Origin of the sequence: Halobacteriovorax sp. CON-3 (assembly GCF_043196995.1) — a bacterium.
In the GTDB taxonomy this organism is placed as follows: Bacteria; Bdellovibrionota; Bacteriovoracia; order Bacteriovoracales; family Bacteriovoracaceae; genus Halobacteriovorax_A.
Genome location: NZ_JBEBNA010000001.1, coordinates 358,252 through 378,341 on the forward strand (window position 1 = coordinate 358,252; position 20,090 = coordinate 378,341).

Annotated in this window: 21 protein-coding genes; 5 read left to right on the top strand and 16 right to left on the bottom strand. The window is 37.2% G+C overall.

Translation table 11 applies throughout. The annotated features are described in order from the left end of the window. Positions 1 to 16 precede the first annotated feature (16 nt). The 13 genes from ABMA72_RS01630 to ABMA72_RS01690 form a co-directional block, all read right to left on the bottom strand. The gene (locus ABMA72_RS01630; RefSeq protein WP_393055692.1) at positions 17 to 1,021 is read right to left on the bottom strand and encodes a tyrosine-type recombinase/integrase; all 1,005 of its coding nucleotides are present in this window, start codon (positions 1,019 to 1,021) and stop codon (positions 17 to 19) included. Further along, positions 1,021 to 1,638 (bottom strand): hypothetical protein, encoded by a 618-nt coding sequence (locus ABMA72_RS01635; protein WP_393055695.1) that lies wholly within the window; start codon positions 1,636 to 1,638, stop codon positions 1,021 to 1,023. Before ABMA72_RS01635 ends, ABMA72_RS01630 begins: the two co-directional genes overlap by 1 nt. A 183-nt stretch (positions 1,639 to 1,821) precedes the next feature. Further along, positions 1,822 to 2,421, bottom strand: coding sequence for a hypothetical protein (locus ABMA72_RS01640; protein ID WP_392860714.1), 600 nt, complete (start codon positions 2,419 to 2,421; stop codon positions 1,822 to 1,824). A gap of 170 nt (positions 2,422 to 2,591) precedes the next feature. Then, positions 2,592 to 3,509 carry a hypothetical protein gene (locus ABMA72_RS01645; RefSeq protein WP_392860716.1) on the bottom strand — a complete coding sequence of 306 codons (918 nt, stop codon included), beginning with the start codon at positions 3,507 to 3,509 and terminating at the stop codon, positions 2,592 to 2,594. 86 nt (positions 3,510 to 3,595) lie between these two features. Continuing rightward, on the bottom strand, positions 3,596 to 4,189 hold the full coding sequence (locus tag ABMA72_RS01650; protein WP_393055698.1) for a hypothetical protein: 594 nt from the start codon (positions 4,187 to 4,189) through the stop codon (positions 3,596 to 3,598). A gap of 37 nt (positions 4,190 to 4,226) precedes the next feature. Beyond that, positions 4,227 to 4,826 (bottom strand): hypothetical protein, encoded by a 600-nt coding sequence (locus ABMA72_RS01655; RefSeq protein ID WP_393055701.1) that lies wholly within the window; start codon positions 4,824 to 4,826, stop codon positions 4,227 to 4,229. Beyond that, positions 4,826 to 6,406, bottom strand: coding sequence for a hypothetical protein (locus ABMA72_RS01660; RefSeq protein ID WP_393055704.1), 1,581 nt, complete (start codon positions 6,404 to 6,406; stop codon positions 4,826 to 4,828). The genes ABMA72_RS01655 and ABMA72_RS01660 overlap by 1 nt, the downstream gene beginning before the upstream one ends. A 25-nt stretch (positions 6,407 to 6,431) precedes the next feature. Further along, positions 6,432 to 7,772, bottom strand: a complete 1,341-nt coding sequence (locus ABMA72_RS01665) for a cytochrome P450 (RefSeq protein ID WP_393055707.1) — start codon at positions 7,770 to 7,772, stop codon at positions 6,432 to 6,434. A gap of 11 nt (positions 7,773 to 7,783) precedes the next feature. After that, entirely contained in the window at positions 7,784 to 8,716 is a 933-nt protein-coding gene (locus ABMA72_RS01670; RefSeq protein ID WP_393055709.1) for a hypothetical protein, read from the bottom strand. Positions 8,717 to 8,847: 131 nt separating this feature from the next. Continuing rightward, entirely contained in the window at positions 8,848 to 9,450 is a 603-nt protein-coding gene (locus ABMA72_RS01675) for a hypothetical protein (protein ID WP_393055712.1), read from the bottom strand. Between the two features lie 44 nt (positions 9,451 to 9,494). Beyond that, entirely contained in the window at positions 9,495 to 10,475 is a 981-nt protein-coding gene (locus ABMA72_RS01680; RefSeq protein ID WP_392860726.1) for a PHB depolymerase family esterase, read from the bottom strand. A gap of 119 nt (positions 10,476 to 10,594) precedes the next feature. Beyond that, positions 10,595 to 11,041: a hypothetical protein gene (locus tag ABMA72_RS01685; protein ID WP_392860727.1), complete on the bottom strand. Its 447-nt coding sequence runs from the start codon at positions 11,039 to 11,041 to the stop codon at positions 10,595 to 10,597. Between the two features lie 171 nt (positions 11,042 to 11,212). Further along, the gene (locus tag ABMA72_RS01690; protein WP_393055715.1) at positions 11,213 to 12,568 is read right to left on the bottom strand and encodes a hypothetical protein; all 1,356 of its coding nucleotides are present in this window, start codon (positions 12,566 to 12,568) and stop codon (positions 11,213 to 11,215) included. A 95-nt stretch (positions 12,569 to 12,663) separates the two neighbouring features. Here ABMA72_RS01690 and ABMA72_RS01695 point away from each other — a divergent pair, with 95 nt between their 5' ends. Together ABMA72_RS01695 and ABMA72_RS01700 are read left to right on the top strand one after the other, a co-directional pair. Then, a complete protein-coding gene (locus ABMA72_RS01695) occupies positions 12,664 to 13,137 on the top strand; it encodes a hypothetical protein (protein WP_392860729.1) in 474 nt (157 codons plus the stop codon). After that, positions 13,137 to 15,437 (top strand): hypothetical protein, encoded by a 2,301-nt coding sequence (locus ABMA72_RS01700; protein WP_393055718.1) that lies wholly within the window; start codon positions 13,137 to 13,139, stop codon positions 15,435 to 15,437. The genes ABMA72_RS01695 and ABMA72_RS01700 overlap by 1 nt, the downstream gene beginning before the upstream one ends. On the opposite strand, the gene ABMA72_RS01705 is transcribed toward ABMA72_RS01700, so the two are convergent. Next, the gene (locus ABMA72_RS01705; RefSeq protein ID WP_393055721.1) at positions 15,430 to 17,100 is read right to left on the bottom strand and encodes a S8 family serine peptidase; all 1,671 of its coding nucleotides are present in this window, start codon (positions 17,098 to 17,100) and stop codon (positions 15,430 to 15,432) included. The genes ABMA72_RS01700 and ABMA72_RS01705 overlap by 8 nt on opposite strands. A 173-nt stretch (positions 17,101 to 17,273) precedes the next feature. Here ABMA72_RS01705 and ABMA72_RS01710 point away from each other — a divergent pair, with 173 nt between their 5' ends. Further along, on the top strand, positions 17,274 to 17,576 hold the full coding sequence (locus tag ABMA72_RS01710; RefSeq protein ID WP_392860735.1) for a metal-sensitive transcriptional regulator: 303 nt from the start codon (positions 17,274 to 17,276) through the stop codon (positions 17,574 to 17,576). On the opposite strand, the gene ABMA72_RS01715 is transcribed toward ABMA72_RS01710, so the two are convergent. Further along, the gene (locus ABMA72_RS01715) at positions 17,573 to 17,848 is read right to left on the bottom strand and encodes an acylphosphatase (RefSeq protein WP_392860737.1); all 276 of its coding nucleotides are present in this window, start codon (positions 17,846 to 17,848) and stop codon (positions 17,573 to 17,575) included. The two genes, ABMA72_RS01710 and ABMA72_RS01715, sit on opposite strands and share 4 nt — an antisense overlap. 70 nt (positions 17,849 to 17,918) lie before the next feature. On the opposite strand from ABMA72_RS01715, the gene ABMA72_RS01720 reads away from it, so the two are divergent. After that, complete coding sequence (locus ABMA72_RS01720) at positions 17,919 to 18,647, top strand: SOS response-associated peptidase family protein (protein ID WP_393055725.1); 729 nt, start codon at positions 17,919 to 17,921, stop codon at positions 18,645 to 18,647. 12 nt (positions 18,648 to 18,659) lie between these two features. Here the strand turns inward: ABMA72_RS01720 and ABMA72_RS01725 are convergent, their stop codons facing one another. After that, the gene (locus tag ABMA72_RS01725) at positions 18,660 to 19,136 is read right to left on the bottom strand and encodes a GreA/GreB family elongation factor (protein WP_392860740.1); all 477 of its coding nucleotides are present in this window, start codon (positions 19,134 to 19,136) and stop codon (positions 18,660 to 18,662) included. A 93-nt stretch (positions 19,137 to 19,229) separates the two neighbouring features. Here ABMA72_RS01725 and ABMA72_RS01730 point away from each other — a divergent pair, with 93 nt between their 5' ends. Further along, positions 19,230 to 20,054 carry a hypothetical protein gene (locus ABMA72_RS01730; RefSeq protein WP_393055728.1) on the top strand — a complete coding sequence of 275 codons (825 nt, stop codon included), beginning with the start codon at positions 19,230 to 19,232 and terminating at the stop codon, positions 20,052 to 20,054. Positions 20,055 to 20,090 lie beyond the last annotated feature (36 nt).

Sequence of the window (20,090 nt, forward strand, 5' to 3'; positions counted from 1 at the left end):
ATTAAAGGCCTCGACTTTAGTTCGAGGCTTCTTCGTCTTCTTGTTTATCATCGAGATAATTCACAATATTTGCAATTTCATTAATCTTTTCTTTTCGACGCTTATTATACAAAAAAGTCATACGCGGGTCTGAGTGCCTCGCATACGTTGCCTGATCCTCAAGGCTTGCTCCGTTCTCATAGAGATTACCAATGCCTGTCGCACGTGATGAGTGGGGCGAAATCCTATGCTTGATTCCTGCAAGCTTGGCATATTTTTGAAAGATTTGATCAATGGTATTTCGATTAAGAGGTTTAAGTTCCTGAGACTTACGGCCAGAGGTAAACAAAGGCTCATTTTCAAGAAATTCACGGCGAACTCTAAAGACTTCCATATAGTGCTTGATATCACCGAAGGTTTCATCAGAGATATAAACCTTCTGCTTCTTGCCACCCTTACTTCGTACATGAAGATAATTGCCAATATTATCACTAGCAAAGTCCCCTACTTTTAGTGCAATCAATTCCGACTTTCGAAGTAAGGTATAGAACATCACTCTTAAAATCGTATAGTGAAGAACACCACTTAGATTATAGCTACCATCGCGGTTGTTTTGATTCACACTTTCAAAGAGGTCCATAACTTCAGATGCACTAAGATCATTGGTTTTAACTTCCATGACGACCTTTGGCCGAAAGACTCCGGTGGCAGGATTTTTGTAGCAAAGCTCTTTTTCAACTAAGAAGTCAAAGAAGCGTTTTATGGACGACAGATGTCTTGCCACGGTGGCATCCTTTAATTCTTCGTTTTTTAGAAGATGGTCTCGGTAGGCCGAGATATGCCTCTGGGAAACATCAGATAGGCTTGAGAAGGTCTCAAATCCTTTTAGAAACGTTAGAAACTTCTTAAGGTCTCGTCTATAGGCATCTCTTGTATGGGCAGAATTAGACTTTGTTAAGAAGTCCTCAAAGATATCATTAATTTTAGCATTAGACCTAGCTGGCCTTATGGCCCTTGATCTTGAATAACTTACCCCAACCATTACTGAAATGACCCTTTATCCACTGTATGCTTATAGCTCTTAGACCATGACTCGAGTGCTTCTAGAAGGTTCTCCTTAGGAGAGATAACCCAAGTGTTAATTTGGGCCAATTCTTTCTTTGTAAAAGCCTCTAAGAGATCATCCTCATCAAACATAAATTCAAAGTGAAGTCTCTTAAAGATATGACGGCCTTTAAGCACACGATCTTGGTAGTGCTGGGCCTGTGAGATACGGCCATGTTTCTTATTAGAGATCAAAAGCTCTGTATCATCAATAATAAGATCAAAGAGGTTTCTAAGTTTTGTCAGCAGCCTCTTCTTACGAGTTAGCTCCTTATCATATTGCTCAACTAATGCTTTTAAGATTGTTCCAAGACCAGGCTTCTTTCTCGTAACTTTTGAGGCCACAAGATCATAGGCCCAAGAGATGTACTTGGACTTAATCATCAGTGTCTTGTGAATAACGTCGTCATTTGTATGCTTGTGCGCGTACTCACTTTGATTGGCCCCATTTGAGAGAACAATCATATCGTATTCATCATATGTCGGTTTTGTATTATCGATTAAAGGTGTCGATGCTTGAGACGTCCTTCCAGACAGAGATCTAAGCTGTTTCATAAGCGCTCCTTGCTTATTTTAATTTTATCATTCACATGGGTCATATTTCAATTTTTCCCCACGTCGAATTTTAAATTATTATATCTAGGCATAACTCCAATTATGCCCACATATAAAACATGTTACTTTAATTACAAAAACATGTCATGTTTTCGTGATCGAAATTTGTCACTGTAAATATTTTTAAGCGACATTAAATTTATCATCTGAACTTTTCTGGTGTTGATTCATGCGCTCATCAACATCTAATAACCACATAAGCCTGATTCCTGAGATGATTAAAACGACTCGCACAAAGCTGTGGAGATAAATTAACGGTGCGAATGCTTGATAACGGAGCTCATTGAGACTTGTCAGGTTTAAGGCCATAAAAACCAATGCTGCTAATATTGTCATGGCGGTCGTTATGCGTGGCCTTCTAAACTTAACAAGACATACACATAAACTCATATAAACTGCTATCATGACGACAGAGACAAAGAACTCAAAACTAGGCTTCATCCCTTGAAAAAATAAAATGATAAATGCGATGGCCGCCCATAGTGAATGGCCAGTTAATATTGAAGCACATATTAAGCGCCATTTTGTGATTTGATTTTTATCAGATCTTTCGGCTTCATTTGGCTCAAGCCTATTATGTATGAAGACAATCAAGACAAATGAAAGAATCATTAGCAAGAACGGAATCATTGGCGTGAGGCCAAGATACTTTGCACAGACAAAACCAAATACTCCACCAATACCCGACATAAGAACATTGGTCGGTCTTTGTGCTTTATTCATAAATTCTCCCTACATAAACAATTATTAAATGAGAAAGACTTTATTCAAAATTGTGTTTTGTTAAAATTTGCAAAGTAGCGACTTCATTCTAAAATTAGGATAGTTAGATGAGATGGCCAAAGCTTCTCTTAATTCTAGAAATTCGTTATCTAAAAAAATTCTGCCAATATTTAGCGACACTCATCGTAAACAAGGTACTTACTAAAGGCCGCATACTTTTCGCCTACAGCAAGACATTGATCACTTACAACAGGACACGACATCGGAATTTGATCCATGGCCTTCTTGATATTCTTGCGCATAAATTTTGAAGTATAAGTATTGCAATTTACTCCTTCATCCATACCATCATCAACAAAGTCGGCCATATCAATTTCACGAGTTGCCTCAAATTTTCCATCGATACATTTAATAACGGCCGTGCCTTCTAGATCTTCTTGAGTCAAAGGATCGACTCCCTTGCCAAAGAGAACTTGATAAAAGCGCATACCTTGGAAATTTGCGACCAGATCACCGTTAGAAATAATTCCATTAAAGAAGCCACCCCAAATGATATTTTCCGCATTCTTTCCATAGTGAATAATCTCTTTAATAGATAGGCCATGCTCGAGTTTTCGAAAGTAGAGATAACCAACATTAAACAGATGACTAAATTTATCACTTCCAATAAGAGCATCATTGACCTTAAGTAACGGAGAGTAAGGCGTTAAGTTTAAAATTGGCTTATAGATAAGAGGAATGTAGCGAAAGATCGATTCACTTTTTTTGGTTTTTACCAAGTACTCTTTTCCAATTCTTCCCTTGTCGATATAGCGTTGAATGGGTGCACTAACAAAGAATCCCTTAAAGCTTGCCACTAGTTTTTTCTTAACCTTACGTCGCATGGTATAGGAGCTACATGTTTGATTAAAAATCCTATCTGCATGATTGGCCTCGGCCACAGCGTCCCTGATTCTATCATTAACATAGGCGTTAACTTTGTCTAAGGCATCGGCCTTCTCATAGGCCTGTTGGCGATGAGTGAAGCTATCGACTTCCAGAGCAAAGGTACTAAAACTAACAAGAAATATTAAGAGTTGAGCTTTCATTCAAAAAGCCTAGCCCATTGAGGACATTGTCAGTATTTAAGAATTCTTAATTTATAACTGCGTATATTATTATAAACCTAGAGAATCTATATATCCTTACCTTCTTTTTTAACCGAAAGAACACCAGACTCAAAAGGATCATTTATATTGATAAAGTAATAACATTTCGAATTATCAATCATAAAACCATTGGGAGTTTTAGAAGACATTTGCATTCTCCAACCACGGGCCAAGATGGGCACATCGACTTTTATTAAAGCACCCTTGGTATCGTAATAGAAATTTACCATCGTCATCTTTAAAAATGTTGGATCATCGCGAAGCTCGCTTCCATGTAAAATATTGAAGGTATAGACCATACCTGTGGCCTGCTTTGCTTTTAACACATAAGCATGCTCTGGAATTGCAAAGTAGTAAAATGCTCTTTCAAAATCCTTGATACACATATCTTGTTGCCCAAAGCGATTCTCAATCATCCCAAGATTATCGCGGGCCTCAATTCCCCTATCACGCCAGTTTTGATCAAGTCTTTCATAATCAGAGAGCTCTTCGGAGCTGGGGTTTCTTTTTATTTCATTGGCCGTTTCCTCCGCCTTTTCTTTCTCATTACTCGAGCATGAGAAGGCCGAAACCAAGATAAAAGAAATCATAAATATAAGGAGAGTGAGATACTTAATCATAAGAAACTCATCGGGCACGAAAGAATTTAGACAACGGTTAAAGAACTCTTTTAAGAATATTTAACCCATTAAATAGGCCTTTAAAGTTCTTAGACTCTGGTTCAGCTCTGAGCTTAGAAGCAAATCCATGATTAAAACAGAATTGATTATTAATTTTTGCCTTAACACCGATCCTTCCAATCTTCTTTTGAAGAAATGTCTTTGACGCTCCATTTGGGTATTGAATCTCATCCCATTGCTTCTTTAAAGGCATAAGTGAGTACATATCTAATTGATATTCTTTTTGCATATACATAAGCTCACGGTAAAAGCATCGCAAGGCCTTAACAGAATCAGTATTTGTTTCCTCATTATCCTTTGTGTATAAGTCCTCAATTGAAGCGATTACTTTTTTAAGTGAAGACTTTAAAAGTAATTTAGATTCTGCACTGATATCCATAGCTGAAGCTTCCTTTAATAGCTCTTCCAATGGCCTTTGTGCATAGTCTGCAATTTGATTTTCATCAGAATCTTTAAAAATATTGAGATCAAGTAGCTGAGAGTCTACGTATTCTTTATATTTACCAAAGCCAATGGCCACAGCAATGATAATAATGAATACAGCTGACAACGAGATTAGTATTTTATTTTGTGACATTAGTAATAATCTTCTTCATTTTTTAGAGAGTCACGAATTTTTTGGAGCTCAAGAGTATGCTTAGTCCCAAGTCCTAGGTGATCATTTAAGTATAGATCATCGATAATGATACTTAAAGAATCTTTTACATTAGATGCATAATAATCATTGTACAAATCAGTGTCATTCATTCTTTTACTTAGATTTTTTTTGATCGACTCAATATTATCTTTTAAGAGATTAAGCGTTTGTTGAGGATCTTGTTTGATATACGCTTCATGAAAAATCGATGCAACAACACGGCCAGAAGGGTAGGCCACGTAATCAGCAGAGCTATCCGCTTCAATTTTATCAATAAGATCATTTGCCATTTCATTGCCATACATTTTCTTGTCCCAATCAGAAATAATGAGAGTCGATAAGTGTAGACCTATAGGATTAAAGTACTCACCTTGCGAACTTGCTAATAGGGCCTGGGCCTCTAAGCTTCCTGGATTTTCTTTAATATAATTGATTGTTGCTCTTATTCCATTTCTTGTTAAATAGGCCTGTTTTGAATAATCCAAAAAGTCTCTTACATAGCGAATATCGTTTTCATTAACATAATCACCCTGACAAACACGACAAGCGGCATCCACTCGTGCATTCTCCTCGTCTCCCTTATAAGACAAGCAACAGTCTTCACAAGCATACGAAAACTCGAATCCTTCTCCATGAGAGTAACCTAGGTTATGGAGCTGTTCATGAAAGAGTGTTTTTCTAAGCTCCTTTCTTTCAGCGTCTCCTTCTGGAGTGAATTCTAAAGAAGATGGCTGACTTGGGTTAATGGCCATATAAGGATGCTTTACTTTGCCACCGAAGGTCGCTTGCGTTTCTTCTGAAACTGAAGCATAGGCAAGGGTGCCTTCCCAGTAAGCTGGATCATCTGACTTATCGGTGCACATAATCGTGACTTCATTATTCTTTAGTAGCTCTTCAAGTTCATAAGCAATACGAGTTGAACCGACAGGCTTCTTTAGGTCCTTACCTAATTTCTTTAAACAAGCAATGCCGTCATCAATTGAGCTCCTTAAAAAATTTGGAAAGTCCTGTCCCCATTTTGAAAGACAAGCATTTTCAATTCGATACCCAAAATCAGTTGGGAGGAAACCGTCATCAAAGCTTGCGCTCACTTTATTAACAAGAGAAGATAGTTCACCTATAACAGACTTTGCTTGGGGGAAGTGACATTCTTGTTTTTGAATAAGGCTTTGTGTGTTTTTATATTTGATTTCGAAGACTCCATCGAAGTCCTTATCAACCTCGATTGTTGCCTGAAATTGTGAATCATTTAGCTTTCGATAGCTAACCTTTCGATCGATTTTTCCATCACTATTGATATCTTGAAGAGTTTGCTTGTAGATACCTTTTAGTTTGAACTTAGTAATAAATTCAAATTTACCGTCACCATTTCGGTCTTCTTGGATTTCAATAAGTTCTTTTCCACGACGAATTTCAATACGATCGACTTTGCCATCTTTATTGATATCAATTTCTTTTCGACTCAGATTCTGGGCCGCAAATGAATTGAGAAATAGTAAGGTAATTAGGAAGTATTTCACTCCTTAATCTTAACATAAAATAAAATTATCGATGGATAAATTCTAAAGAAATTTTGCGGTCACTACTAAATACAAATTTCTGCTTTGGCTGCACTTTGCTTAGATCACAGGCCGCTTTTATACGATAACTTCTTAAAATATGAGCAAGAATGAGCTTTACTTCAATACTGGCCATCTCGCGTCCAAGACAAGTGCGCGTTCCAGTCGAATACGGTATATAGGCCTTTCTTTGTTCACTAGATAAATTATTAAATCGGTGAGGATCAAATTGGTTATGATCCTCTCCCCAAATCTCTTGATTATTAAGGATTTTACCTAGTAGAGAAAAGACAATTGTTCCTTTTTTTACCTTAAAGCTTATATCTCCATCGATTAACTCTTCATCTTCTGCGGCCTCTCTAAATAAGATAGGGAAGGCCGGCCTTAAACGCAATGTCTCTGCCACATAGTTTTCTAGTAGCTGATTTTTAATGATAGAGTCTGAATTGCTCAGATCTAATGTACTCAATTCTTTATATAATTCATTTTGAAGTTCTTCGTTTTGTGCAAGAAAGTAAAGGGCCCACGTAAGAGAAACTGCTGTTGACTCAAATGATGCTCCAACCAGTCCATAAATTTGTCCAATAATTGCTTCTGTATCAAGGCCTTGATTCTTTAAGTGAGTAATTAGGGTATAGCTAGACGTCCCTTTTTCAACTTTTTGACGAACAAATTGTTTACCTTCTTTGATAAATTTAGAAAAACGAAGATTACTCAATGTTGGTAGGTACTTCCACATTGGCCCATAATTCATACGTTTTGTTAGTTCGGCAATCAGAAATTTTTGAAAGTAATAAAAGCTATCACAGTCAGCTTTAGAATTAGTGACTTCTTCTTTTTGAATTTTAAAATCGTGTTCGATAAAGAATTCACTTGTGATAGCCAGTGCGATCTTTCCCATTAAGACTTCAACATCATCAACAAGAGAGTTTTCTCCAAATAGAGGAAGATCTTTTTCAAGCCTACGATTTGTAATTGAATAGAGGTTCTCAAGTACTTTGGGAGTAAAAAAGTGGACTAACTCCCCTCTTAAGTCTTGCCATTGTTTACCATCAGCATCAAGTATTGAGGCCCTGCCTTTATTAATATGTTTAATCTCGTTAAGGGTGCTTCCTTTTAAGAATGTATTTCTCTTCTTAACAATAACATCTTTATAGAGATCATAATTTCCAATAACCACAATATCTTTGTTAAAAATTTTAAAACGATATGAATCACCAAGTTCATTACTTTTTTCATTAAGTTGTTTAAAAAGACAATCTTTGAAGTTTAACTCTCCAATACTGCCGATAATTGGTAATGTTTTTAAGCTTGGTATCGTGCTCATATAACCTTCTTCTAAAGACCTAGAATATCGCCAAGGCGATCTAAAATTCCACGTGCCGAATCGCTAACAGGTTTTTTAAGTCCATATTCAACTGTGCGTGGAGAGATAACGAAGCCGAATACTTCATATTCTCTAGCATCTAATTCAATAGGCTCGTCCTGAATACATGCTTTTTCAAGTTCATCTAATTTAATTGTTCCAGTTTTTAAATAATTCTCTACACAATTTTTCTCTTCTTTAGTGTTAATTGCGGCCGTTAAGAGAACCATTGAAAGATTAGGTGCAGGGTATTTCATATCAAGCTCACCTTTTCCAACATAATTTCTTAGAACAGATAATCCAATCTGAGACTCTTCTTCAGAATTAGATGTATAGGCGGAGCAAGCAGCGATGCTTGCAACTTTAAAAGAAGAATAGCTCGTAGCATAAGTCACACAAGAAAATTGAGTTTCAGTTGTAATCTTATTACAGTATTCGACGACTTTATCATCGATATTATAATCTTCCTTAAGATAATCAACACATGCCGGAGATGGATCAATTAGACCGGCCTTAACTTTTTGAATGATGAGTTCCTTCTTATTCACTCCAATACATTCTACATCTGCATCCACTGAACAATAGGCCATATCACCTGCGATATAACAATTAGTATTGCTGAAATCGATTCTCTCATTATTGTCACAAATTCTCTTAATACTATAAGTCGCGTTGGCCTTGGCCTTCTTTGTTGCTGAAAATTTCGCCTTTGTCTCAGCAAAGAGTTTTCCTTCAACTTTAGACTCTCCCTGCGCACGTAGGCTTAAGTCTGCGCGATCGCCATATTCATGTAAACGAATCTCCTGGTACTCAACACTATCCATGGCCTGGTCTGCGATAGAGATCGCTGCCATACTTGTCCAATGGAGCATAAGAAGTGCGATAATAGATATAGTCTGTTTCATAGTATTACCCTTTCAGAATCGTATACTTAAAGGCCAGCTGTTCAAAAAATGAACGCTCTATTGCCTATAAAGTGCTAAATTCTTTAACAAATTACTTATTCAGGGTAATAAAATGCAAGGTATGGGCCAAGTTAGAAATTTGTTTCGTAGCCACTTTCTTTGAATTCAAGTTCACGCCAAACACTATCCCAATCCCCTTTCAGTAGAGTCGTAGGTGTTAGCCTTGATTCGTTTGGTGAAGAATCACTAAGTTCGTATTTTTCAATACCAGAAATAAGAGTAAGCTTATCTTTATCAAATTCGATATAGAAGTCTGATTTAAATGAGTGACCTTTTTTGGTCTTACCTTTTATAAGAACAAGAAGGTAATCACTAGTCTTACACTCCTTTCCAAGTCTAAGCAAGAGTTCACTCTTTGCGTCGTTATAGGTCTTTCTAAGCTCACCAAGACTGATTCGCTTCTTACCAATTATTGGAAAGACAATATTTTCTTTTAAAAGGTAGGAAACAGTTGTCGGTTTGTCTGGGTAGTTAGAGTAATATTCTTTAAAGCATTTCTTATTGAAGAAACTTCCTCTCGTGGTTGCTGCGAGTTGCCCTCTCACTTCAGATATATGATCAATAATATGGTCATTTGAGTAAGTTGAATATTCGAAGAAATCAACAACAACCTCACCTGCAAATATAGAGGAGCTGTATATTAAAATGAATATTAACTTTACATAATTTCTCACAACACTCTTTATTTACCATGAAAATCTCTTGTTTCAATGAAGCACTAAGATTTTTGTAAAATATCTAAGACCATGGCCTTAATGATTCGCATTTGCTGGCCATCCTTAAGGTGATAATTAGCGCCTGAGTGTCCCCACCAGTCCCAGCACCCATGTGGATTACGGCCAGGAATCACAGACTTCTTCGCTTGTGGAAATAGAACAACAATATCAAGCTTATCAGCGGCTTCTTTAATGCCAGTATCATCCATATAGCTCGTACCAATATGATCTACTGTTTGCTTACATCCATGAAAAGCTACATGAAGGTCACACTTTCTATTGCCCTTACAACGTGAAGGTATATATAAGTAGGCCTTGTCTTGTAGCAGTGGCGTAAATGCTCCTACATCAAATGCTGAATAATAATTTGTTTGATCGACTTCTTCAGTTTTTCCCTTGAAAGTAAATCGTCTTTGCTTCTTATCTGGGTAGAGTGATGTTAACGACTTAAGCGCACCATTATAATTGCAATTTCCAATATAAGGTACTTTCGATACCTCACACTCTACACCCTTATTTTCAGTAGGATATGTATGTCCAGCAGCTAATGTTCCTTCATACTCGAGTTTCTTAACACCAAAGAAGGCGTACAGGTCTCTAAGCTCTTCACTCACATTTGAAACAACTGTTTCATCGTTTTGCCCTGAAAAAATAAAAACTCTATCGTCTTTGAGATTTGCAGTCGGATCGATAAGTCCCATCACTGCTAGGCCACTAGCGAATACATAAGACTGATAACCGCTTCCCCAGATTCCATTTCCTTTCATACAGGTATTAGTTGCCAAGGCCACTGAGCCCTTTGCACAATAATAAGGACCTGCTGCAAAAATCGCCGCTCCTTCCACAAGACTACTATTTGCGATGTGGAATTGATGTGCAAAGAATCCCCCTGAGGAGATACCTGAGACCGTTACCTTATCACTTAAGTTAAGTGCAAAAGTATTTGAAATTAGGACAAGAAAGATGATCGTTAGTTTTTTCATTTTTGCTTTATAGAACAAAATCTATCGAATTTAAATGATTGTGAAATAATTAAAGGGGGCCTCCTCACAAAGCCCCCAATATATGCTGGAACAATCAGCAAACCCCTAAGATTTCTTGATTATTCGACAACAATAAAGTTGAATTCACAAACGTATTTTCCACCGCCGAACATACCTTTCTTGTAGAAATCCACATCACCAAATACATAACCAATAGTTGTGTTGATGATTCTGTTTCTCATTTTCATACACTCTGTGTACGACTTGTCGTAGTTATTCGTGATTTTTTGCTTAATTTGCTTCTTAGAAAGAACTTGCTCGTAGCTATCAAGAGTTGTTCTGATTTCGCATAAGTAGCTGCTTCCTTTCTTTCTTGTTACGAATTCAAAGTCAATTCCCTCAACTTTGATATCCTTGATTTCATCATATTCAACTTCTGCATCAAGACATGCTTTCTTTGCTTGTTCCTCTGTGTCATAACGATCGATTTCGATACTAGCAGATTGAAGCTTTGCAAAAGATGATAGTGAAAATACTGCACATAAAATAAGAACTAAATGTTTCATAGGTTTCCCCTCTGTTTTTCAATTGTTAAAAAATAATGTTTTTTTCTTGATGAAACTTATAGCTAATGCGCCCAACCTGGTCAGTTTAAGAAAGGTAAAGTTAAACGTTAAATTATAAAAAAAGTCTTAACTTTACATTATCTGGAGAATTTTGTTGGAGATTTCGGTATTTTAGCGAAATTTGCGAGAAAGAATACTAAGACCAATAAGAATAAGAGAAAAACAAAAAATAGCAAATCCGATAACCTTCACGATACGCAAAGGGTCGTAATGAAGACTTAAATTGAGAGAGTTTTGGTTACTTGGACCTGAAACAGAATCGAAATGAATCAACCATGACTCACGATAAAGCTTATCATTTAACTTTACCCTTTCTTTGTGCCCATTAATAAGAATAGTCGCTACACTTTTATCTTCAATACCTTTTAGACGAATATCAAATGGAAGTTTAAAGGGCTTTTTTTGAAACTTTAGATCATAGAAGCGGCCATCATAATCAATAATCTCTCTCTTTTCTCCAAGCCTCATTTGATAAATTTTCTGCGTATTTCCCTTCTCATAATATTTTAAAATATCTGAATTATTATTTTGATAATTACTACTATAGCGATACTCTAACTTAAGCGCAGTGTCCCTTCTAAAGTCTAATAAGCGATACTTAAAAGAATCTCCTACTAGCTCTAATTTCACCCGGTCTAATCGACAGCCATTGCCAAGAGAGTAGAAACCATCTTCCTTAACTAAGTATTTGTTACTCACACAAAATTCCGCCTTAAGTTCAGCAACTGATTTTCGTCGAAGAAAAACAGAACAATCAGGATTAACAGTCGATAAATTATTAAGACACTTCAACATTAATTGATTAAAGAGCAAAATCTCTAAATTACCATCGACTATCCTACTTTTATAATCTTCCTGATTTGTTGAAAGGTAGAGTGTTTGTGCTTTCGTGTTAGAAAGATAACGAGATTGTCTCAAAATCTTAACACTATTTTCACCACGACTATCATAATTAGCATGATACTTTCGGCTAAACGGCAAGTATGAAATGAGATAGACTGGGCCAAAATCCAAATTTAATCCCTGAGGTCTAATTGAAAAATTTAAATCAACATAGAAGGTCTCTCCAGTTTGTCGATTTCTAATTTGGGCCTGGTTCTTATTCAGTTCCATAGTATTTGTTTCTAATCCACTTGTTAAATTAATATGGCCACTCTTAGAGACAATAGAAGAGAAAATTGTAGCGACTAGTAAAATAATTAAACCCACATGAAAGAGATAGACTCCCAAGAGCTTCTTACGAAAAGGCCGCCTTTTTAATAGACCTAGAATCAATGAGAGAGTAATTACCGAAAGAAGAAAAGCAAAGAAAGGTCCATTAAAAACAAGAGTGTCCGCAATCTTTGGGCCATAGAAGTAATCAACAGTTGAGCCTATGACTAAATATATGACAAAAACAACAAGCAGTATGACTGTTCCATATACACTACTAAGAGAATGATCGATCTTTGATAATACTTTTCTCATGCAAATAGCATAACTCTGGTCAAAATCTCTGTCTACGGATGAAAAAGCAGCTAAAATAAGTAAAGCACTAAATTAACCAACCGATAATATATAGTATGAGAAGAGCGATTTTACTGACAATGTTTTTACTTTTTGGCCATCTTGCTTACGCCAGTAATAATCAGAATTTAAAGTGGGTTCACGATTTTAGTTTTGATAATATTCAGGTATGGAAAAACTCACACAAGAGACTTAGCGTCGAAGATAAAAAAGCAAATAATAAAATTGAAAAATACACTAAAGAAAAAATAAGAAAATACTTAGCCCAACGAAATAAAGTACTCAAGTATAGTGACTTCTCGAATTTTCAAACAGACTCTTTAGAGTTCACAAAAAAGAAAGATTATATTCAGCTCTACAAGCTTGGAAGCTATCAAAATTCAAGAGCTAAAAAAATCTATCTTGCAGAAATTCATCGTCTTTACAAAGACCGCACTGTCATCACAATGTTAAGCTCAGAAAAGAAACTCACTAAAACAGACATAAAAGATTTAAATTCTAAATTTCAATTTGTTACGGAGCAAAGATAATGAGAAGACTATGCACAGTCCTTGTCGTTATATTAAGCATGTCAGTCCATGCATTTGTTCCAATGAGTAATTATGAACTGGACCTAAGTGTTGCTCATACGCAGTGTCTTGAAATTGGAAATTTTGATATTCTAGATGATTCAAACTCTCAAAAGCTTTGTGAGATTGTTGTTAACTCACCTGCCTGTGATGATGTTGAAGCAATTGATAAAAGAAGATGTGACCCTAAGCTGATTGTTGAAAGTAATATTGCCGTTGACTTTATTTCATGCCTAAAAGGTCTTTGGGGTTCAGCTGTTGAATTCATGAAATTCATAGGCTCTGTCATCGATTATATTATTGATGATGAGTACCGCGGAGAAAAGAACGAAGAACTTCTAAATACACTCCAAAGTGCAAAGCATATGCTTGCAATGGAATGGTCTCGTTCACTCAGTGAAACTGATGGCCTAGGTCCTATGCACTATATTAATGCCGCAAAACACTTTTCAAAAACAATGGGGACAATCATATTTAATATGCTTCAAGATGCTTATTATTCGTCCCAAGCAAACTATGCATGCCTTTCTCCTGCAGCGAGGACCAAGGCGATCTGTCAATTCGCAGGCTCTTATGTGATTCCACCTACAGTTGTGATTGCAAAGGTTGCAAAGTTTCTTCTAAAGACAGGAAAAGGTGTTAAGCACTATACCCGTAAAGACTTTGCAAAAAATGAGCTAGAAGCGGATATACATGAGAAAAGAGATATTGATGAAGATGTTGTTGACACGAAGGGGCCTTATTCGGAAGAATCAAGCTTCTTGGCCAGACTGGACCTCTCTTTAGCAAGAAGAGCATTTGAAAAGCCTGAACAAATTACAGATATTGCAAATGCACAAGTGGATGCGCTATTACAAGTCGTCAAGAAAGTCGATCTTCCACATAGTGTCCATATGATTGAGATTGATGGAAAGAAGTCAAAGCGAATACTTCTAACTGAAAGTGATTTAGCATCTTCAAACTCTCAAGCGGCCAAAGAGCTACTTGCCTATATGAAACAAAGTGGAAGAAACCAAATCGTTATCTCTCCGCAAGAAATGTATCAAAGAAATACAACCCTAATCGCAACAGATAATGCTACATTTGTCTCGAGTACAGGTTTTGCAAACTTACTACGTTTGAATGAAAAAAATAATCTTTCACAAAATAAAGCATCCGCAGCGATTGAAGCAACAATGATTGATTCTTCCGATGATAATGTCATTCGACTTGCAAAGGAATTGAACGATCAAGGGTTCTCAGTTCGTGTTATCGAGAGACAGGCCGTTAAAAAAGGCACAGACGAAGTTATAAAGAAAAAGGCCCTACAATTTAATCGCTTTGCAGCTGATCAAAATAACCCAGCAGTCCTTAGACTAAATCGTTTTAGAAATGACGACTTTAGACAGAAGATTATTTTCTACCCTGATGATCTAAAGCCAGCACAAGGGTCTTCAAATCGTGCAACAAGGGCCGTTTCATTCAACTTCTCCAACTTAAGAGAACTTGTGGACGGAGGATATGCTAATACTGTTCCACACGAGTTCAGACATGCTAAATTCGAGTATAATCGCTCAATTGGGAAAGAATCTGCTTATGATCTACGTGTCCAACACTTAAAACCAGATGGAAAACTTCATGATGGGAAAACTTATACAAACTACTTTTCAATGGAAGAAGTTTATAATCATGCACAGGATATTCACAGTGTTACTCGCAAAATAAAAAAGGATCCTCAAATTGGTCTTACCCTAGCGAAGGTTTCAGCAAAGGCCGACACGATCATTAATATTTCAAGAGGATTTAAAGTCCAAAATGATTCTCTAAATTTAAACTTGATGTCGAGAATTCTTCCTTCTCAATTGAGTAAACCAATTCGAGAACAGGGCTCATATCGAATTAATGTTGGAAGCGACAGTTTTGTTAGGATTGTCAGAGATAATAACAACTATTTCTCAATTTCTCTTAGAGATGGTGACATCGAGCACTCAGTGCCAATGGCCTCAGGACGATCAAAAGACGTGCTAAGAAATTTCATCAGAAATACAGATCAAGCAGCACAAACGAATGACATGAATGCCATCGCAAGTGAGCTAAAGACTGTCTTAAGAGAAGTTGTTGCAAAGAATAATGAGAGAAGAAGCTTAATTAAATCAATCGAGCCAAAGGCCAAGGCCTTGAAAGAGGCCATTAAGAATACTGATTATTCAAATCAAAGCTTAGAAGAAATTAGAGAGCTGTCACGCCAGCTCTCACAAGCTTCAAAAGGTCGTGCTAATTAGACTTAGTTTTAAGTACGGCCTTATAAAAGGCTTCAGGATTAACTATCCCACCACTTTCACAAGGAAGCCTACCACTCTTTGGGATATAGGCCGTTGCAAGAAGAAGCTCCTTTAGCTTTAAAGGTGCTAATTCTGGATTAAGTTTATGACCTTTAAGTAATACGTTTGTTATAAAAGGAGCCGCCATCGATGTTCCATTTAGAGGAATCGTTCCACCACCAGACTGTGCAGAGACTACACCTTGTCCAGGGGCAAAGATTTGAACTTTCTTATTTCCAAATTTTGAAAAGCTAGCTGGCCTATAAGTATCCATCTTATCTTTTTCAAGAGTTGCTGTATTTAAGGCCCCGACCTTGATCATATTGGCGTAATCATAACTTGCCGGATAATTATCATTGCCCTTTAAGTCGAGATCAAGATTACCACGAGCGTTTCCTGCAGCAACGACAAAGACCGTTTCAGGATTCTCAACAAAGGTATTTTCTAGATAATAAAAGGATTCACGAGGTGCCGACATTGGGGCCCCTGGAAAACCAATTGCGAAACTCATATTTACAAATTTAACTTGCTTCTCTTTGATATACTCGGCGGCCTTTTCAAGGTGATCTGAAATCGCGACGTCTCCTGCAAAGCCAACTAGTCCATACTTATCCAAATCCTTAAGTGCCAAGGCCGCAACGTGAGTTCCGTGAGAAACAGGATAAGGTGTATGAATAAGAGAGTGAGTTTCACGAATATTATTATCGTCTCTTAAAAGGCTTAAGCCAGCATCGTCTTGTCTTTGCCATCCCCAAGAATCATCAACTCTCCCATTGCCATCATTATCAATACCATCACCCGCAATATCAAATGGTGAATTATATAATTTATGTGTTAATGAAGGGTGCATAATATCAAAGCCTGTATCAATGATAACGACAGGCTCACGAGTCTTATCCTCAAAGACACTTAGTCTTCGTTGATATTCTTTATCAGTTAGATTAAATTTTTTAAGCTGCTCACTAACACTAAATGGAGCTTCTTCATTATACTGGCCAATTAACTTGCCATCAGGAGTGAAGGCCTTAAATTCGATCACAAGATTGGCCAGAGGTGCTTTCATATTATAAACGACCTCATAATATTTTGAGACCTCACCGTTAGGAGTAAGAACGTCGATTCGATATGGTTTTGGCGCAAAGAAATCGAAGTCGTCATCATTTGTGTCGTCATAACGATAGTGTTTAATACCAATTTGCTTATATGAGCTTTGCGAGATGACCCATTGTTTTAAAATCGTTGGATCATCAAGGTCACCTTCAACAAGGGCCTTCTCCTTTACTTTATCTGTAATAACACCGTTATCATCAATGACAAAAACGCTCTTTAAACGCTGTCCATTTTCTAAATAGCTATACTCGGCATGGTATGTGTAAATACCGTCGGTGCTCCAAGAGTCACTTGTTAGAATTCTGCCTTGTTGGTCATAAGTGCTGGCACCTGTTTTTGCTCCTGTTTTCAAATAAGTTTCAAAAGAAGCAGAAAGCTTATTGTCTTTACACTGATAAGTGGTTTGCCAATTCCCATCTGTTACGACTTTATTTGTGGGGCATGGAGCTGCCATTGTTGCCATAAAAGTGAGTTGAGATAAAATAAGAGTTCTTGCTGTTGTGTTATATTTCATGCCACGGTTTTTACCACACATAGACGCGCCGCGGTTAAAACTTGAATAGATTACATGAAAAGCTCTTAAAACTATATAATTTCAATGAGTTAAATGTCTTAAGAATACCCCATCCCCTATATTTCTGATCACTTTATATGGACGAATTATGGCCCCTTCGCTAGTATGGCGCCATGAATGAAATCGATCTAGAGAAATTTATCAATACTCCAGGAGCAGATCATCGCTCACACTTAAACCGTCTAAAGAGAATTCAAGGTCAGCTTGAATCCCTAATTAACTTAGTTGAAGATGGTAAGTATTGTATCAATATCGTTCACCGCTCAAAAACAATTCGCGGCGCCCTTCGTGGATTTGAAAGTTCTGTCATGGAAAATCACTTAAGGGGTTGTGTGGCTAAAGCAATTCAATCACAAGACACAAAACTCATTGATGAAAAAATTGATCAGCTTTGTACAATTATCAGAAAGGACTAACCAATCTGAAACTCTGTAAAATTTGAGACTGGTAGCTCTTCAATAATTGTCACATTCGTGACCTTGGCCGTCTCTGGGCCGACCTTTAAAAATTCTTCTAGATTAGTAATATCATCGAGTTCACCGCTGGCCAATACTTCGACACTGCCATCCCTAAGATTTTTAACGTAACCAGTAATTGTCGGTGTATGTTTGAGAACATACTCATAAGTACTTCGACGAAACCAAACACCTTGAACAACGCCCTCGACGCGGTATCTTCTATTAATCATAAAATCATCCTAGCATGCTCTTAGTAAGTGAAGATGCAATTTTTGTTAAATTATATGTTAAGATATTAGCATGTGTTTTTCGATACAAGCGCAAACAAATTTAAAAGAGCTTTCACAAAAGCTTAATACTCCTTTAAACACGAAGGCTTACGAATCCTTTCGCATGTTACAAGAATTCGAAGCCTCAATAGACCCGCAACAGCTGAAGAAAATTCTTGGCCTAAAGAGAAAGCCTAGTAGCGATGTCTTTAAAACTGCAGATAAAGAAGGACGTATTTTTCCAAATTACTTCACTAATGTCATTACCCAAGAGGGCAAAGAAAGGACGATCTCGCCAATGCGCTATAGAGTGCGCCCACGAGGCTCTCAAGAAGAGATTCCGACGAAGTTTAATGTTTTCAATGCTAGGCTTGATTCACTTGAAAAGCGACAAACATGGTCCCCTTTATTTATGAGAAATCACGCGGTAGTGGCATTCGATGCTTTCTATGAATGGGTTGAAAGAAATGGTAAAAAAACACTTATTAAATTTCATCCAGAAGATGGCAAGCTGATTCTTGCCCCCTGCCTATGGGATGAATGGACTTCAAATGACAAGCAAGTAAGTTTTAAATCATTCGCTATTATAACGACTGATCCACCTAAAGAAATTGAAGTCATGGGCCATGATCGTTGCCCAATATTTTTAAAAGAAGAATATTTAGATGATTGGCTTAATCCAAAAAAACTCAAGACACAAGATGCGTATGAGATTCTCACCCATCCGTATCAAGAACATTATGATTACGAATGGGCCTAATTTTTTAAGTCATTAAGAAATTGAGACGACTTCATACTCACGAGTAATATCACCTGTTTCCACATCAAAGATATCACCAACTTCCATACCGAGTGCCTCATTTCCAATTGGCGAAAAGACAGAGATTACAAGAAGTGGATTCCCATCAAGATTTAACATCGTTCCACCAGCAGTAGGTGTAATAAAGTAGTGTCTAGTTTGCTCATTGAATTTCAGCTCAACAAGTGAACCAAGAGCTATTTTATCACCATTTGGAAGGTCTTCAGAGAGTTCTTTAATCATATTGATATCGATCTCTAATTCATCGACACGCTTTTTTTGAGCACCAGCAAGATAGCCGGCCTCAATTGCGCGAGTGTCATACTTTCCTTCTTGGGCCATATCTGGCTCTTGGGACATTGTTCGAGTTGTCTCAAACGCGGCCTTGGCCTTAGTTAACTCTGTTTCTAAATTTTCAATTAATGTACTGATTATAGTTTCTTTATTCATATTAAATAATTTCGGTAAATTACCTTTAAGAAATGGTTGTATTATTTTCAACAATATACCTCAAAATCCCCTTTTGTACTATAAATTGGCCATATGAAAATCTTGCTCACCTTGCTATTAACACTTACGACAACATTTGCTAATGAGCGAAATCCTCATGAGTACCAGATTTTGGCCCATGAAGAGCTAGGCTCAGAAGTAAAAGAGCAAGACTTCTACTTTGTCGTCGTAGAAGCGCTAAGACTATATCAAGACGAAGCAATTAAGCAGAAGCGTGGAATTTCAGTTAAGACATTGGATTGGCAAACACCATATTTTAGCGCCTGGGCCTTGTATGATGAAGACGCTGATCACTACAATATCAACTTCTGGGGTGGTTTTGCACGTATGCCAAATATGACAAAAAGGGCCTATGCCTTTACGGCCTGTCATGAAATTGGCCACGTGCTCGGTAAGGCACCACGTATGGAAAATAAGCACTTTTCTCAGATGAGCACTGAAGGTCAATCAGACTTCTTTGCGGCGGCCAGTTGCTATAAGAAATTTGTTATTAACAACCCTAATTATTTTGACTCGCCAATTGAGTTAGATCCATTTGTGGCCTCACTATGTCGAGAAAAATTTACGGCCGACAGCTTCAACCAAGAGCTTTGTTTCGAGACGATGCAAGTTGCTCAAGACTTTCCAAAGGCCATTGCACACATGAGCTCTGACCCAAGTAAGCAAATAAGAATCTCAGATTCTGACCCTACAGTTGTGGAGAAAACCCTTGATAGCTACCCAACTCTCCAATGTCGTATGGATATCATCAAAAATGGGGCACTTCTAGAGTATAGCGGTGATGACATCTCAATAAAAAACCTCGACAAGCGCTTGCCATGCTGGTTTGCAAAATCAGCCACTTCACATGTGCATTGACATTTAGGGCCTAAAACCAGTTAAGAGAAACTTTGC